General features: G+C 60.8%; 11 protein-coding genes and 1 tRNA gene. 5 read left to right on the top strand and 7 right to left on the bottom strand.

All coding sequences use genetic code 11. The features are described 5' to 3' along the window. The first annotated feature begins 42 nt into the window (after window positions 1–42). The 4 genes from glmM to DW850_RS04630 all read left to right on the top strand — a co-directional run bounded on the left by glmM (window position 43) and on the right by DW850_RS04630 (window position 6,398). On the top strand, window positions 43–1,380 hold the full coding sequence (gene glmM / locus DW850_RS04645) for a phosphoglucosamine mutase (protein ID WP_117637848.1): 1,338 nt from the start codon (window positions 43–45) through the stop codon (window positions 1,378–1,380). A gap of 71 nt (window positions 1,381–1,451) precedes the next feature. After that, on the top strand, window positions 1,452–1,949 hold the full coding sequence (locus tag DW850_RS04640) for a PTS glucose transporter subunit IIA (RefSeq protein ID WP_022094632.1): 498 nt from the start codon (window positions 1,452–1,454) through the stop codon (window positions 1,947–1,949). Between the two features lie 272 nt (window positions 1,950–2,221). Then, window positions 2,222–2,950 (top strand): glucosamine-6-phosphate deaminase, encoded by a 729-nt coding sequence (gene nagB / locus DW850_RS04635; RefSeq protein WP_055251013.1) that lies wholly within the window; start codon window positions 2,222–2,224, stop codon window positions 2,948–2,950. A gap of 448 nt (window positions 2,951–3,398) precedes the next feature. Further along, window positions 3,399–6,398, top strand: a complete 3,000-nt coding sequence (locus tag DW850_RS04630; protein WP_117786384.1) for a BTAD domain-containing putative transcriptional regulator — start codon at window positions 3,399–3,401, stop codon at window positions 6,396–6,398. Between the two features lie 69 nt (window positions 6,399–6,467). Here DW850_RS04630 and DW850_RS04625 read toward each other — a convergent pair whose 3' ends face one another. The 6 genes from DW850_RS04625 to DW850_RS04600 form a co-directional block, all read right to left on the bottom strand. Then, a complete protein-coding gene (locus tag DW850_RS04625; RefSeq protein WP_117786383.1) occupies window positions 6,468–6,767 on the bottom strand; it encodes a YhbY family RNA-binding protein in 300 nt (99 codons plus the stop codon). A gap of 182 nt (window positions 6,768–6,949) precedes the next feature. Then, entirely contained in the window at window positions 6,950–7,837 is an 888-nt protein-coding gene (locus DW850_RS04620) for a methyltransferase domain-containing protein (protein ID WP_233540615.1), read from the bottom strand. Window positions 7,838–8,155: 318 nt separating this feature from the next. Next, window positions 8,156–9,520, bottom strand: coding sequence for a PFL family protein (locus tag DW850_RS04615; RefSeq protein WP_035136908.1), 1,365 nt, complete (start codon window positions 9,518–9,520; stop codon window positions 8,156–8,158). A 108-nt stretch (window positions 9,521–9,628) separates the two neighbouring features. Continuing rightward, window positions 9,629–12,187: a homocysteine S-methyltransferase family protein gene (locus DW850_RS04610; RefSeq protein WP_199575546.1), complete on the bottom strand. Its 2,559-nt coding sequence runs from the start codon at window positions 12,185–12,187 to the stop codon at window positions 9,629–9,631. A gap of 9 nt (window positions 12,188–12,196) precedes the next feature. Continuing rightward, the gene (locus DW850_RS04605) at window positions 12,197–12,985 is read right to left on the bottom strand and encodes a hypothetical protein (protein WP_117786382.1); all 789 of its coding nucleotides are present in this window, start codon (window positions 12,983–12,985) and stop codon (window positions 12,197–12,199) included. Further along, window positions 12,985–13,857, bottom strand: a complete 873-nt coding sequence (locus tag DW850_RS04600; RefSeq protein ID WP_117786381.1) for a methylenetetrahydrofolate reductase — start codon at window positions 13,855–13,857, stop codon at window positions 12,985–12,987. Before DW850_RS04600 ends, DW850_RS04605 begins: the two co-directional genes overlap by 1 nt. A gap of 424 nt (window positions 13,858–14,281) precedes the next feature. Between DW850_RS04600 and DW850_RS04595 the strand changes: the two genes are divergently transcribed. Beyond that, window positions 14,282–16,369: a glutamine synthetase III gene (locus tag DW850_RS04595; RefSeq protein WP_117786380.1), complete on the top strand. Its 2,088-nt coding sequence runs from the start codon at window positions 14,282–14,284 to the stop codon at window positions 16,367–16,369. Window positions 16,370–16,563: 194 nt separating this feature from the next. Here the strand turns inward: DW850_RS04595 and DW850_RS04590 are convergent. Further along, window positions 16,564–16,640 (bottom strand) — tRNA-Glu (locus tag DW850_RS04590). Between the last annotated feature and the right edge of the window lie 104 nt (window positions 16,641–16,744).

Here is a 16,744-nt window from a genome sequence, read left to right as displayed (position 1 = left end):
GGTGGGCGGTTGCATATCGCCTGCTAGGGAAGGAGCGATCCTATGCCCCAGAACATCTTCGGTACCGACGGCGTCCGTGGCGTCGCCAATGCCGACCTCTCGTGCGACCTCGCGTTTCGCCTGGGCCGCGCGGCGACCAAGTTCCTTGGTCCGGATATCTGCGTCGGCCGCGACACGCGTCTTTCGGGTACCATGCTCGAGAGCGCTCTGACTGCCGGCATCATGGCCGAGGGCGGCCGTCCGCACTGCTGCGGCGTCATCCCCACGCCTGCCGTGGCGCTGCTCACCGTCCAGAACGAGCTCGACGGCGGCATCGTCATCTCCGCTTCGCACAATCCGCCGGAGTTCAACGGCATCAAGTTCTTTAGCCGCAAGGGTATGAAACTTCCCGATGCTGTCGAGGAGGAGATCAGCGCCTGGGTCATGTCCGAGGAAGCCATGGCTGCCGATACGCTGCCGACTGGCGCCGGCGTGGGCCACATTATTAAGATGAAGGACGCTCGCAAGGCATACGTCGACCACGCCATCGATACGCTTGATGGCCTGAGGCTTGATGGCCTGGTCGTTGCCGTTGACTGCGGTCACGGTGCTTCCTGCCAGACTACGCCCGCCGCGCTGCAGCGCCTGGGTGCCACGGTCCATGCCATCAACACCGATTACTGTGGCACCGACATTAACGTTGAGTGCGGCTCCACCCATCTTGAGCCCCTGCGCGAGCTCGTGCTGCGCACCCATGCTGACATCGGTCTGGCCCACGACGGCGACGCCGATCGCGTGCTGTTCGTGGACGGCGAGGGCAATGAGATCGACGGTGACTACATCCTGGCTATCTGCGGTTCTGACCTCGCCGCCCGCGGCAAGCTCGCCAACTCCGAGATTGTCTCGACCGTCATGTGCAACCTGGGCTTCTCCATCGCTATGAAGGAGCAGGGCTTCGAAATGGTTCAGACCGCCGTGGGCGATCGCTACGTTCTGGAGCGTATGCTCGCGGATGGCGCCGTCATCGGCGGCGAGCAGTCCGGCCACATCATCTTCCTGGAGCACAACACCACCGGTGACGGTCTGGTGACGGCTCTGCAGCTGCTGGCCGTGCTCAAGCGCACCGGTCGTACCCTCACCGATCTTGCCGGCATCATGAAGAAGTACCCGCAGGTACTCGTCAACGTGCATTCCGACAACAAGGCTGGTCTGGACGATTGCCAGCCCATCTGGGATGCCGTCGCTGCTGCCGAGAAGGAACTTGACGGCCGTGGTCGCATTCTGGTGCGTCCGAGCGGTACCGAGCCGCTGGTCCGCGTGATGGCCGAGGCCGAGACGCACGAGCTGACCCAGCGCGTTGTTGACGACATCGTCGAGGTTGTCAAGCGCGAACTTCCCTAATGGTCAAAAACGAGTGCCAAGTGGTAAACTGTTAAGGCTATTTTGGTCGATTGGTATGTCCGAGGGGGAGCATGTTCACTAAAGTCCTAAGGTCTTTTGGTATGCGTGGTCGAGTCCTTACGCTGGATGCTCCCATCTCGGGCGACGTCATTCCGCTTTCCGAGGTAAACGACCAGACATTTGCCACCGGCCTTTTGGGCCAGGGCGTGGCGATTCAGCCTACCGGCACGCGTGTGATTGCACCGGCTGATGCCAAGGTCGAGGCCATTTTTCCCACGGGACACGCTGTTGCGCTTAACACGGTCGATGGCTTGGACGTGCTCATCCACGTTGGTTTGGACACTGTTCAGCTTGAGGGCAAGCACTTTACCGTACATGCGCAAGTGGGCGACATCGTCCATAAGGGCGATGTGCTCATTGAGTTCGATCGCGAGGCAATTGCTGCCGAGGGCTACGATGTGACGGTTCCCATCTTGGTGTGCAACTCTGTTGAGTTCTCGAGCATCAAGGGCTCCGTTGGCGTGCATGTCGAAGAGATGGACCAGCTCATCGTTGCTCGCGAGCGCTAGCAAGTGCACGTGGCCATTAGCCTACAATTCAAACACGTTTACGGAGGGCGCCCTTGAAAGAGGACGCCTTCCGTGGCAAGATGGGATTTGTCCGAAGCTAAAAGGCTTCGGGTCACCGTGGACGGGCAGGGGCCTCGACGCGGCTAGACACGAGACACATACATTACGCGACCTCGCCCTGGTGGCCGCACACGTTGGTTGCGGCCGACGCGGGCCGCGGGCAAGTGCTTGTAAGGGGAGCCTTGCCTCTCTTGTACGAGAAAGGACGCGTAATGAAGATCATTAAAGCTAAAGACTACGAGGATATGAGCCGCAAGGCCGCCAATATCATCTCGGCGCAGGTTATCCTCAAGCCCGACTGTGTGCTGGGCCTTGCCACCGGCTCCACCCCGATCGGTGCCTACAAGCAGCTCGCTGCTTGGTACGAGAAGGGCGACGTCGACTTTGCCGAGGTCAGCACATACAACCTGGACGAGTATCGCGGCCTTTCGCACGACGATCCCCAGAGCTATCACTACTTTATGCGTGAGAACTTCTTCGATCACATCAACATCGACCTGAACAACACGCATGTGCCCGACGGTTCCAACCCCGACGCCGCCGCTGCCTGCTCTGAGTACGACAAGATCGTCGCCGCCGCCGGTTACCCGGATCTGCAGCTGCTCGGCATTGGCAACAACGGCCACATCGGCTTCAACGAGCCCGATGACCACTTCTCCAAGGGTACGCACTGCGTCGACCTCACCGAGAGCACCATTCAGGCCAACAGCCGCCTGTTCGACAGCATCGACGACGTTCCCCGTCAGGCCTACACCATGGGCACCCAGACCATCATGTATGCCCGCATGATCCTGGTCGTCGCCAACGGCGAGGCCAAGGCTCAGGCCGTGCATGACATGTGCTACGGTCCGGTTACGCCTGCGTGCCCGGCTTCGATCCTGCAGCTGCACACCAACTGCGTTGTCGTTGCCGACGAGGCCGCCCTTTCGCTCTGCGAGTAGCGCGAATCCTGCACCTCGACATAGCCTTGCCTAAGGCCTCCGCTTTGCGGGGGCCTTTTTGCTATCCCTTTCCGCCCGCTTGACCAAAATCTTGCCGCAAGCTTGACGAATGCCGGATGTCAAACAGCTTGATTCATTCCATACCAGATTCTATGCAAAAATGCCACTAAAAGGTCGTAGACGGTAGCGGGTGCTAGGCGAGTTGAATGACATGGCTGAACCTTGTTCATTTGCGTTACACTGCCGCTTGGATGGGACAAGCTGACAAGCTCATTTACCTGCTTAAAGACCGATTAGTCGGGGGATTAATAACAATCGGCCCTCGCTGTACAAAAACTTGCCGCTTGCGTACCAAAAGACAACCTCAAACACAAGGTCGCTCTATTCATAGCGCGGCTTGTATGGTCTTGCGGTTACAGTGTCCATACGGTCGAGTTGAGGAGCGGGCATGGTAAACGATTTGAGCAGTATAGACGACCTCGAGCTGATGCCGCTGGGCGGAGGCTATATGGTGCGACGCGAACGCTTGATGAATGAGCTTCTCGCCAAGGGCCGAAAGGCCGGCATCGTGGTTCTCTATGCGCCCGACGGGTTTGGGAAGACCTCGGTGCTGCTGCAGTACACCCATGAGGTTAAATGCGACCCGACGCGAGGCCCTGTGCGGATTATCGAGGCCGATCGCGCCACTGGGCGCGAGGTGTTTATGCAGCTCGAGGTGGTTACCGAAGAACTCAAAGACAAACCGCACTCCCTTATCGCGATTGATAATGTGCCAAACCTCGATCAGCACGATACCGAAGACCTCATCGACAGGATTCGCGGCCTGCGCGCTATGGGGGTAGGGGTCTTTATCTCCTGCCGTCCTTCAAATCGTCAACTGATTCATGGGCTGGGCGATTCGGTTAAGATCAATGCGCAGATGCTCAAGGTGCATGCCTATGAGTATTCGGCGTGGGCATCGGCGTTTTCGATCAGCACATCGCTCGACTTTTATCAGCTCACGCAGGGCGTGCCCGAGCTCGTTTCGGCATTGCAGACGGGTCTGTATGGCCAAGGCGACGTAGCCGGTCTGCTCGAAAACGAGATTGTCAACGTATATGGCGCGGCACTTGTCGATCTGGCTTCGCTCGACAATAATGCGCTGTTTTGCGTGGCATGTCTCATGATTTTGATGGGCGAGGGCAATATCGCAGAACTCGAGGCTTGCGGGGTGAGGCTGTCGATGGTCGACCAGTCCTACTTTGTACGCGACTACCCGATCTTTGGCTTGGACCCCGCCGAGCGGAGTTTTACGTGTCTGGGCACGGAGGATAACGGACGCTTGCGCTTGCGTAAGTTGGTGGCCGAGGTTCGCCCCGAACTTGTTCCGAGGGCGGCCCGGATTTTGCTTAAGGCGGGTAGATGCGATGCGGCGATGGGCCTGGCGGACGCCTTTTTGGACCGTGATGCGGTCCTTGAACTTGCTGGGCAGTATGGGGTCGATCTGGCTCTGACGGGGCACGGGGCCGATATCTGCCGAGCAGCGCTGGGCACGATCGATGCCGAGGATCCGGCTCCAGAGCCAACGCCTGCCGAGGCGCTTGGCGTATATCTGGCAGCGGTCAGCGTGTCCAATACAAAGATCGCTCGCTATATGGCATCGGTCATCGAGCGCGGGGGCGAACGGGCGGCCTGCGAAATAGACCCTGTTTCATGGAGGGTGGCCCAGACACTGACGGCTGTTTGCTATGGGGACAACGGGCTTGGGCTTCCTACGAACCTGGCCGTGCCAGAAATCGAGACATCCCATACCGCACTCGATATGTTGTCCGCACATATCGAGGTCAAGCGCTGCCTGACCGAGCGGGGAGATGACGGCGGCGTTCTACAGCAGCTCAAAACGAGCAAGGCCTACGACTGTGAGCTCGACATCGCGGGGATTGTTATACGGGCCGATAGCATGCTGGTGGAGCTTTTTGACGGGTCGTTTGCGGGAACCGACGAGCGCGACGACGAGATGACGGTGGTGCGGGAGGCGCTCGACGTACGTGGGCTTAAGGCGATGGCTATCTGGGTGCGCATGGTGTTGGCGGCACGGCGGCTCCTTTCCGGCCTGCCGGTAACCGACGACGCGGCATTCAACGAGCTCGATCGTTTTGCCGTGCGCATGCGCGACAACCAGATTCAGCTGTTTGGCCTGTTGCTAGAAGGCTGGCAGTCGCTGGCAGAGGGACGGCCGGTTAATGCAAAGTTTCGTGCGGTCCAAGTGCTCAAACTTGCCGAGGAGTCGATTGCGTACATGCGCGATAACGCATTGCTGCTGGAGCGCGCGGCGTATCTGCGTAACACCTCGATGGTTTCGGTGCGCGAGGAAGCGGAGTTGCTCGATATAAGCCAGACGCAGGTTGGTGGAGCGGAGGCCTGGATGGTGGCGCTGCATTTGGCCTGTGCGGGCCGAGACAGCGATCTTGCGGCCTGGATGTCCATGAATCGTGCGGGGATTCTGGAGCCATCGTATCGGCTCTTTGCGCGCCTTGCCATGCATTGTCTGGGCGAGCCGGCGACCAGGATTCGCAAGAAGCTTCCCGTGCGCGAGTTATCGCGGTATTCGCTGCGCGACGATCTGGAAGGGGAGGGCGAGCGCCTGTTCCAGGCCGGCGAGGTTGAAGCCGTTGATACCATCGACCATATCGAGATTCGCATGTTTGGTGCGTTTCGCGCCGAGCGCGATGGGTTTCCCATCACGGACAAAATGTGGCGGCGCAAGAAGGCGGCGACACTTGCCGAGCGGCTTGCGCTGGGCATGGATGCGCTCGTCGATCGTGAGACGCTGGCCATGGAGCTGTGGCCCCATGCCGAGTTCAATAGCGCCCGCAACAACCTGTACTCGACTATATCGCGCTTGCGGTCGGCTTTGGGACCGACGCCGGATGGCAAGTCGTGTGTGCTCATCCAAAATGAATGCATCGGACTCAACGGCGACTACGTCAAGACCGATGTACGGCTGTTTGACCAGATAAGCCGCGAGGTTTTGGGAAATCGCACGGGTGCGCGCGGGCCCCATTTAGTTGAACTGTGCCTTAAGATTGAGCAGCTTTATGCCGGACCGCTGTATGTTCCCAATGGCTGTAACCCCACCTACTTTTTGCGTATGCGACGCATTATGCAGTCAAAGTACATCGATTGCATGATTAAGGGAGCAAATGCCGCTCTAGAAGAAAACGATCTGCAGTCGGCGATTTGGCTGGCGGAGTCGGGGCTTCGGCAGGAAACAGCGCGTGAGGATATGGTGCGCTGCGCCATGCGCGTCTACAGTGCGGCGGGGCGGCGGCGCGATATCGTCGAGCTGTACAGCGGGCATATGCACCATCTAAGGGAGCAGGTCAATGGCGTGCCCGAGCCCGAGACGCGGCGTCTGTACGAGCGCTTGGTAGAGGGCAGGCTTAACCGCGTGCTCGTCGAGCGATAAAAAATGAGCGCCCGAATTGCTCGGACGCTCGCAAGCTTGATGTATGTTGGCTCGCCGGATCGTCGGCTCTTAGACGAGCTTAATCTTCTCGATGTCCTTGCGCGAGGACTCGCGATACAGCGAGAACTTGCGGCCGATGACCTGGACGACCTCGGCGTGGCAGCGATCGGCGAGATCTTCGGCGGCCTCGCGGGCAGAAAGGCTGGAACCATCGAGTACGGAGCACTTAACGAGCTCGTGCTTCTCCAGGTAGGCGACCGTCTGCTCGACGGTGCCCTCGTTGATGTCGGACTTGCCGATGATGATGGCGGGGTTGAGGTGATGGGCCATGCTGCGAAGCTGCTTGACCTGGGCTCCTGTCAGTGCCATGGGTTCTCGCTTTCTATGTTATGGGGCGCCCCGCGATGGGGCCTTAATCTACGTGAGCTGTCCCACGATAGCGCAGGAACGGCGCGGTGTGGGGCGTGTTTGCCCAGTTCAAAAAGAATGCGGATGCCGAGCGGGAGAACGGCGCGGGTTACAGGCGGACGTGTACGACGGCCGAAAGCGGTCTATGGACGGCTCGAAGAGACCGGCTCCCATGCAATAAACGCCCAACGGACCTTGCGGATATGGTCGAGCATATAGCGTCCCTGCGGCACTCCTTTGGACCCCGGCTCGCCAGCACGGGGATTCTCAATCATATGCTGAGCGACGTAGTCGCGCAGACGGTCGATCTTATCCTCGTTACCGTGCTCGAGCATGCGGGAGAAGTCCGCCACGCCCGCCTCAAGGCTATCGAAAGTATCGCGACGGGGCGATTCGAAGTATGTAACCTGCGGCAGCGCCCCCATCTGAATGAGGATATTAAAGGCATACACAAAGCCATTACTGCAGGTAACCGAGGCACCGATGGCGTTCATCAGGTGCAGGTCATAGCGCGGGCTGGAGTTGGCGACCATCGTGACAGCACAACGCCGACGAGCCGTTCGATCAAGCTTGGCAAGCGCGCCTTTTAGGTTGGTCGTGGTGACAGAACGACTGGCAAAGGCAACATCTACCGCTTTCGCGACCGGTCCAACCAAATCCCAGTCATCATCCCAAGCAAGTTCAAGCGGTGTAATGCGATCCTCGAGTCCATAGTACTCAATGCCAGCATCAAGCGTGCCCAACATAGCAGGGGAAAAGTCAGCAGCAATCACAGGATGCCCAGCCTGAGCAAGCGGAATGGCAATCGACCCAGCCCCACACCCCATATCAAGCACCGACTCGCCAGGCTTTAACGCCAACAGCTTTATAAAATCCCGGGCATACGGAGCAGTCTCAAGCGGCCGAAAATGCCGAGCCCGCTTATCCCACTCAAAAGAATCATCAGCCCGCCGCCGACCAGCCTGCAGGCGCATCCATTCGCCATTCCAATCAGCAGAAAGAAGCTCAGAGCGAATCAAATCATCAGCCACGGGCCATCCCCCTCACAACAAAAAAGCGACTCCTCCCAAAAGAAGAGCCGCAACCAGCATATATCAGAAAGAACCGATCCAACGCCAAACCGCCGTATCAACCATGTGGTGCAGGAGCGAAGCAACTGCAACATGGGACAGAACTCAGCCAAGGTTGAGATGTGCGGGAACCCCGGGAAGGGCAAATATATAAGGTCGATCGCGAGTTCCGCACGAGCCGGAGAGCACTTAATGTGCTCTCCGTGCGAGTCAGGACTGTCCGAGCAGGCGACCTTATATATTTGCCCTTCCCGGGGTTCCTCGCCTCGTATCCCTGGGCTAGTTCTTGAGCGAGTTCAGCGGTGCCGGGAAGCGTCCACCACGGTGGGCAAGCACGGTGCCGGCGTTGGGGTTCACCGGCATGATGGGCGCACGGCCGAACAGGCCGCCGTACTCGACGCAGTCGCCCACGCCCTTGCCGATGGCGGGAATCACGCGGACGGCCGTGGTCTTGTTGTTGATGACGCCGATAGCCATCTCGTCGGCGATGATGCCGGCGATGGTCTCGACCGGGGTGTCGCCGGGGATGGCGATCATGTCCAGGCCAACGGAGCACACGCAGGTCATGGCCTCGAGCTTCTCGAGCGAAAGTGCACCGGCCTCGACGGCGGCGATCATGCCGGCGTCCTCGGATACGGGGATAAAGGCGCCGGAGAGACCGCCCACGCTGGAGCTGGCCATGACGCCGCCCTTCTTGACGGCATCGTTGAGCATGGCGAGCGCGCAGGTCGTGCCCGGGCCACCACAGGTGCCCACGCCGATGATCTCGAGGATGCGTGCGACGGAGTCGCCGATGGCAGGCGTGGGAGCCAGCGACAGGTCGACAATGCCCTTCTCGACACCCAGGCGATGGGCGGCCTCGCGGCTCATGAGCTCACCGGCACGGGTGATCTTAAAGGCGGTCTGCTTAATCTTCTCGGCGACTTCCATCATCGATGCGGAATCGGGCAGCGTCTCCAGGGCTGCGGCCATAACGCCGGGGCCCGAGACGCCTACGTTGATGACGGCGTCGGCCTCGCCACCGCCGTGGACGGCGCCCGCCATAAACGGGGAGTCCTCGACCATGTTGGCAAAGCAGACAAACTTGGAAGCGCCGACGGAATCCTGGTCGGCCGTGAGTTTAGCGGCATCGATGATGGTCTGGGCGGCCATAAGCACGGCGTCCATGTTGATGCCGGCGCGCAGGCTAGCGACGTTGACACTGGAGCAGACTCGGCTCGTGGTAGCGAGCGCCTGGGGGATGGACTGGATGACGCGGCGATCGGCGTCGCCGATGCCCTTCTGGACGAGTGCGGAGAAGCCACCCAGGTAATCGATGCCGAGCGTCTCTGCCGCGCGGTCGAGGGCATGCGCGATGGGGGTGAGGTCCTCATCCTTGCAGCACGCGGCGATCTGCGCCACCGGGGTGACGGAGACGCGCTTGTTGACGATGGGGATACCGTACTCGCGCTCGAGGTTCTCGGCGGTCTCGACCAGATGCTCAGCCGTGTGCGTCACGTGGTCGTAGATCTTCGTGCACATGCGGTCGAGGTTCTCGTCACCGCAACCCATGAGCGAAACACCCATGGTGATGGTCCTGATGTCGAGGTTCTGCTCCTCAACCATGCCGCGGGTTTCCGCGATTTCTGCGGGCGTGATCGCCATCCTTGCGCTCCTATCTGCCAAAACGAGCATAGTCTTTTCTATTCTAACGTGCCGCACGTGCCAAGTGGCGCGTGCGGCACGTTTTGGTGCTTGGTTGTTTCCGTTGTGTTACTGCCCAAAGACCTCTTCGGCGATACGAGCGCTCTCGGCGGCGTCCTTGGCGTAGTAGTCCGCGCCGATCTGCTTGGCGTATTCGGGGGTGAGTACGGCGCCGCCTACGATGATCTTGACGCCCGGCACCTCGGCATGAAGCAGCTTGATGGTCTCTTCCATGGCCACGACGGTGGTAGTCATAAGCGCCGAGAGGCCGACGAGCTTGATGTCACGCTCCCGTACGGTCTTGAGCACCTCTTGCGGATCGACGTCGCGGCCAAGGTCAAAGACGGTGTAGCCGTAGTTATCGAGCAGCATCTTGACGATGTTCTTACCGATGTCGTGGATATCGCCCTTGACGGTGGCCACGCAGATCTTGCCCTTGTCGGCAATCTCGTCGGCGGGCATCAGGCGCTTGATGGTGTCAAAACCCATGCGTGCCGCCTCTGCCGATGCCATAAGCTGCGGCAAGAAGAACTTTCCCTGGTCAAAGAGGACGCCGACCTCGTCGAGGGCGGGGATAAAGTGGTTATTGATGAGGTCCATGGCGTCGTGGTCGGCCAGCAGGCGCTCGGTCTCGGCCGCGATCTCGCCCTTGCGGCCCGAGACGACCATGCGACGGATGGGGTCGTCGTTGCCGTCGGTGCCGGAGGCGCCGGCAGCGGGCGCGGCGTCGCTCGAGGCGGCCTGGGCGGCTGCCGGGTTTGCGGCGATCTTATAGGGATCGGTCCAGCCGGCGTAGCGCTCGATGTATCCGGTCGAGCCCTCGTCCTCAACGCTCAGCACGCGATAGCTGTAGACGGTGTCCATAAAGCGCTTGGAACCCGGGTTCATGATGGGGGCGTCCAGGCCCGCGCCGAAGGCGGCGGCCAAAAAGACCGAGCCCAGCAGCGGGCGGGCGGGCAAGCCAAAGCTGATATTCGACACGCCAAGCGCGCATTTGACGCCCAGATGCTCCTTGCACAGGGACATGGCGCGCAGGATCTGTTCGGCTTGGCGTTGATTGGTCGAGGCGGTCATGACCAGGCAGTCGATGAGGATGCGGTCCGGGCCGATGCCGTAGCGGGCGGCCTCGGCCACGATGCGCTCGGCGATGGCGAAGCGAGCCTCGGCGGTATCGGGGATGCCGCCTTCGTCGAGCGTGAGGCCGACGACGTTGGTTCCATAGTGGGCGACCAGCGGAAAGATCTCATCCATGATCTGCTGCTTGCCGTTGACCGAGTTGATGATGGGCTTGCCGGCGTAGCGGCGTACGGCGGCCTCGACAGCGGCGGGATCGGTGGAGTCGATCTGCAGCGGCAGGAGCGTGGAGCCCTGGAGCTGCTCGGTGGCCTGCTGGATAATCTTGACCTCGTCGATCTCGGGCAGGCCCACGTTAACGTCCAGGATATCGGCGCCCTGTTCTTGCTGGCTGATGCCCTGACTTACGACGTAGTCCAGATCGCCGTCGCGCAGGGCCTGCTGCAGGCGCTTTTTGCCGGTGGGATTGATGCGCTCGCCGATGACGGCGATCTTGTGGCCGTCGCAGGGAAGGTCCACGACCGTCTGGGCGCTTGTGACCGACATGCTGGGCTTGCGGTGGCGCGGGCTGGGCGTGTGGTTGACGATGAGGGTGCGAAGTGCCGCCATGTGCGTCGGCGTGGTGCCGCAGCAGCCGCCCACGACGCTCACGCCGTCCTCAATCATGCCGGCGACGGCCTCGGCGTACTCGGGTGCCTGGATATCAAAGACGGTATTGCCGTCATCGTCCACGCGGGGCAGTCCCGCATTGGCCTGCACCATAACGGGCTTGTCCGTAACGGTGAGCATACGCGCGGCGAGTTCTCGGAGCTCGGCCGGGCCCTGGCTGCAGTTGATGCCCAGGACATCGGCGCCGATGGCATCGAGCGTGATGGCGGCAACCTCGGGACTCGTGCCCAGGAAGGTGCGACCGTCTTCCTCAAAGGTCATGGTGGCAAAGACGGGCAGGTCGGAGTTCTCGCGGCAGGCGAGGACGGCCGCCTTGATCTCGGCAAGGTCGGTCATGGTCTCTATAATAAAGAGGTCCACACCCGCGGCGACGCCGGCGCGCACTTCCTCGGCAAAGAGGTCATAGGCCTCGTCGAAGCTGAGGGTACCCAAGGGGCGAAGCAGCGCGCCGATGGGGCCGATATCGCCGGCGACGTAGTGGGCGCCGGCCGCGCGGGCGCAGGTGACTGCCGCGGCAAAGACGTCTGCCACGGTGGCGGCGCCGTCGAGCTTGTGGGCGTTGGCGCCAAAGGTGTTGGCGGTGATCACGTCACAGCCAGCCTCGACGTACTGACGCTGAATATCGGTGATGACCTGGGGCTCCTCAAAGTTGAGCAGTTCGGGCAGGGCGCCGGCCTTCATGCCGGCCGCCTGCAGCATGGTGCCCATGCCGCCGTCGAACAGCAGGTGTCCCGTGCCCTCGATGGCGGCGCGCAGGCGGTCATCCTTAATGCGAAGGTCGTCGATCGTGCGCGTCTTGTATGCATCGCCGCTGCGGCGGGCAGCATCAACGGGTGCCGCCAGCGCGGCACCGTCCAGATCATGAGTGATAAGCGGAGTAAACATCGGGGGCTCCTAATGGCTGGAATAGCAGGTGGTGTGGGCGGCGCGGAAGCGGCAGTGCTCGCGCATGCGGCAGATATTGCAGGTGGGGCGGCTCTGGGCGTCGTGGACTTCGCCGTCAAACAGGCCGATCACCGCGGTCACGCTCTTGGTGGGCATGAGCAGGCTGGTGGGAGTGACGGTAAGTCCAATGAGGCGCGTGGCGTTGAGTGCAGCCACGATCGAGCGCTGGGCCGAGAGCGGACAGTCGCCATAGCCGGGACTGAAGCGCCAGTTACCGGCGAGTCCGTGTGCAGCGGCCGCAGCCTTGACTTGCTGGTCCATCTGCTCGACGGCGGCCTCCACGTAGGCGGAGCATGCGGCGTCGAGCACGGCTCCCTCTAGGGGCTGCTGAGCTCCCGTGGTGCGCAGACGGCGTTCGGCGTCCATGCCGAGGGTGCATGCCATGAGTGCGGCAAAGCGGGCGTCTTTGAGGTGGCGATAGATATCGCGACCGCGCAGTTCAACGTTGGTGCCGACTAAGCGAATGCAGGGCTCGCCCTGTTCATCGACGCCCGTGGCATCGATGGCAAATATGCGGCGCACGCCACGGGGCTCAATGTCCAGCTCCAGACGCTCAACGACAAGCTCAATACGCTGCGCTAGCTCGGGCTCAATCTGCTGGCCGCCGTAGCCCAGATACCGCAGCATCTCGGCACGGTCGACACGAGGATGGTGGGCAGCGTCGATACGGTAAAGCGCCGGCGACGCAAGGTCGGCCGGCACTTTAACAACGGTTGTATCGATGTGCGGTTTTTCCATTACCCCAGACGCTCCATAATGGTCGCGGCGATTGCAGGACGGTTCATAGTGTACAGGTGCAGACCGTCGGCGCCGTGCTCCTTGAGGTCGCAAAGCTGGCGGGCGGCATAATCTACACCGGCTGCCTGCAGGCTCTCGGGGTCGTTCTCGTATTTGGCGAGGATCTTGATGACGGGGGAGGGCAGCGACGCGCCGCACATAAAGACCATGCGGCTGATCTGCGACTTGCCCATAAACGGCATGATGCCCGCGGTAATAGGCACGGTGATGCCGGCCTTGTCGGCAAGCTCGCGGAAGCGATAGAAGCACTCGTTATCAAAGAAGAGCTGCGTCACAAAGAAGCTCGCGCCGGCGTCTTGCTTTTGCTTGAGGTGCTCGACCGAGAGGTTGAGATCCTCGCAGGCAATGTGGCCCTCGGGGTAGGCTGCGGCGCCCACGCAAAAGCCGGCGTCGACGAGCTCGGGGATGAGGTCACGGGCGTAGGCGTAGTCGGAGGCGGGCTTGTCGTCCTCGGTCGCGCCAGCGGGCAGGTCGCCGCGCAGGGCCAGGATGTTTTCAACGCCGGCCGAGCGATACTCGTCAATCTTGGCGGCGATATCGGCATGTGTGCGGCCAACGCAGGTGAGGTGCGCTACCGAGGGCGTATCGAATTCGCTCGTAATCATATGTGCGATGGGGGCGGTGGTGGCACCGTTACCCGAGCCGCCAGCGGAACAAGTGACCGAGACAAAGCTCGGTGAAAGCTTGCACAGGTTGCCTGCCACCTCGCGAGCCGTATCGAGGGTAAGCTCACCCTTGGGCGGGAACATCTCAAACGAAACGGACGTGGTGCCCTGGGATGCTGCCTGCTTAAAAACCTCGTCGACGCGCATATCGTGCTCCTTTAGATGCCTGGGTGCGATGTGTTGTAAGGATTCTACAGCACCGCTGTGCCACGGTGGAGTTTTACTCGCGATTTAGGGATACCAATCAAAGATGCCTTGCTATCGGCATTGCCTATAGCAGAGCGGTCAATGTAGGAAAGGGCTATATTGAATGGTATCTGATGCGAAATACCAGTTAAGAAAGCCCTGTCCCAAATTGACTGCCCTTAAATCATGGGGAGAGGTCTGCAATTTATACAGTTGATTGGCCATTAAGGGCGGCAGTGCCGCTGTGATGCGGTAACCTCATTGATTGGTTTCGCGACAGCAACATAACGGTAATGTCGCGGAAACACGGCGAGTCTAAGCTATGACTCGTTCGTTAGTAATCAACACCGCATCTCACGCGGTGCCGATACGAAGGGAGTTCCGTATGGCCGATCTTACTGACCGCTTCGGGACCATGGTGTTCTCTGAGGAAGTCATGAAGGACTACCTCCCCAAGGACATTTGGAAGCGCCTTGCTGCAACCCTCGAGGACGGTGAGCCGCTCGACCTGGATGTGGCCAACGCCGTTGCCCACGCCATGAAGGTCTGGGCCATCTCCAAGGGCGCCACGCACTACGCGCACTGGTTCCAGCCGCTTTCGGGCATTACTTCCGAGAAGCACGACAGCTTCCTCGAGCCCAACCACGACGGCACCGCCATTACCAAGTTTACGGGCAAGAACCTCATCCAGGGCGAGCCCGATGCCTCCAGCTTCCCCAACGGCGGTCTGCGTGCCACCTTCGAGGCCCGTGGCTACACCGCCTGGGATCCCACCAGCCCTGCTTTTATCAAGGACGACGTCCTGTGCATCCCCACGGCTTTCTGCTCCTACACGGGCGAGGCCCTGGACAAGAAGACCCCGCTGCTGCGCTCCATGACCGCGCTCTCGCGTGAGTCCAAGCGTGTACTGGCACTCTTTGGCAAGACCCCCAAGAAGGTCGTTCCTTCCGTGGGTGACGAGCAGGAGTACTTCCTGATCAAGAAGGATGCCTACCGCAAGCGCAAGGACCTGGTCATCACCGGCCGCACGCTCTTTGGCGCCGCTCCCTGCAAGGGCCAGGAGCTCGAGGAGCACTACTTTGGCGCAATCCGCCCCACCGTCTCGTCCTATATGAAGGACCTGGACAACGAGCTGTGGGCGCTCGGCATCCCCGCCAAGACTAAGCACAACGAGGTTGCCCCCTGCCAGCATGAGCTCGCCCCCGTCTATGGCGAGGTCAACGAGGCCATCGACCAGAACCTGGTCATGATGGAGAAGATGAAGCTCATCGCCTCCCGCCACGATCTGGTCTGCCTGCTGCATGAGAAGCCGTTCGAGGGCATCAACGGTTCGGGCAAGCACAACAACTGGTCGCTCGGCACCGAGTCCGAGAACCTGCTCGATCCGGGCGACACCCCGCTCGACAACCTGCAGTTCATCGTCTTCCTCACCGCGGTGATCGAGGCCGTCGACAACTATCAGGAGCTCCTGCGCGCTTCCGTCGCTTCGGCCGGCAATGACCACCGTCTGGGCGCCAACGAGGCTCCTCCGGCGATTATGTCCATCTTCCTGGGCGACCAGCTTACCGAGGTCGTCGAGAAGATCATCGACGGCAAGGCTTCCGTCCACGCCACGCGCGGCGTGCTCGACCTGGGCGCCGACACCCTGCCCAAGCTGATGCAGGACAACACCGACCGCAACCGCACCTCCCCGTTCGCTTTCACCGGCAACAAGTTTGAGTTCCGTGCCTGCGGCTCCGAGCAGAACGTCTCCGACTCCAACCTGGTGCTCGATGCTGCCGTGGCCAAGTCGCTCAAGTCCTTTGCCGATGCACTTGAGGGCACGCCCGAGGACAAATTCCAGGACGCTGCGCTCGAGTACTGCAAGAAGGTCCTGACCGATCACCAGCGCATCCTGTTCTCCGGCGACGGCTACTCCGACGAGTGGCCCGTCGAGGCCGAGAAGCGCGGCCTTGCCAACAACAAGACCACGGCCGACGCACTGCCTGCCTTTGTTTCCGATAAGGCCATCGCGCTCTTTGAGGAGACGGGCGTTCTGACCCGCGCCGAGGCCCAGTGCCGCTACGACTGCAAGCTCGAGAAGTACAACAAGCTCATGAACATCGAGGCTACCACGATGATTCGCGAGGCACGTCGTACCTATCGCCCGGTCATCACCGCCTATGCCACCAAGGTCGCTAAGGGCCTGGAGACAATCCGCGCCGCCGGTGCCGACGCTGCCATGCAGTGCGAGCAGAACACGCTCAACAAGCTCTGCAACGGCATCACCGCCATCAACGATTCCATCAAGGCTCTCGACGCCGTGCACCAGAAGGCCGAGACCCTCGATGGCCAGGAGCAGGCCAACGTGTACGCGCACGAGGTTGTTCCCGCTATGGATACGCTGCGCGCCGCCGTGGATGCCATGGAGGAGATCGTGGCAGCCGACTACTGGCCGGTCCCGACTTACGACGACATCCTGTTCTATGTGTAGAACGTAACTGACATATCGTCACGGTATTGAGCCGGGGTCCGCATCGCGCGGGCCCCGGTTTTTGTTTGCGAAGGACGCTTTGAAGCCCGTTTTACCGCCGATTTGCCGGGATCCGCACCCTGTCGGGTTCGAATCCCGGCGTATGGGTAGCAAAAAGCCCGCTACCGAATTGGTAACGGGCTTCTCAGATTCTGTGGTGCCCCCAGCGGGATTCGAACCCGCGATATCCACCTTGAAAGGGTGGCGTCCTTGGCCGCTAGACGATGGGGACAGCGGGAAAGAGTATAGCAGACTTTTTTGCCGGCGCGTATATCGTTGGCAAACTGGAAAACCACCACAAAGGTACCCCTTGATTCTCATCTTCATTGCAACAGA

It is taken from the genome of Collinsella sp. AM36-4AA (genome assembly GCF_003467795.1).
In the GTDB taxonomy this organism is placed as follows: domain Bacteria; phylum Actinomycetota; class Coriobacteriia; order Coriobacteriales; family Coriobacteriaceae; genus Collinsella.
Note: the sequence above shows the minus strand (reverse complement) of the source record. Positions and strands in the feature narration are given on the sequence as shown.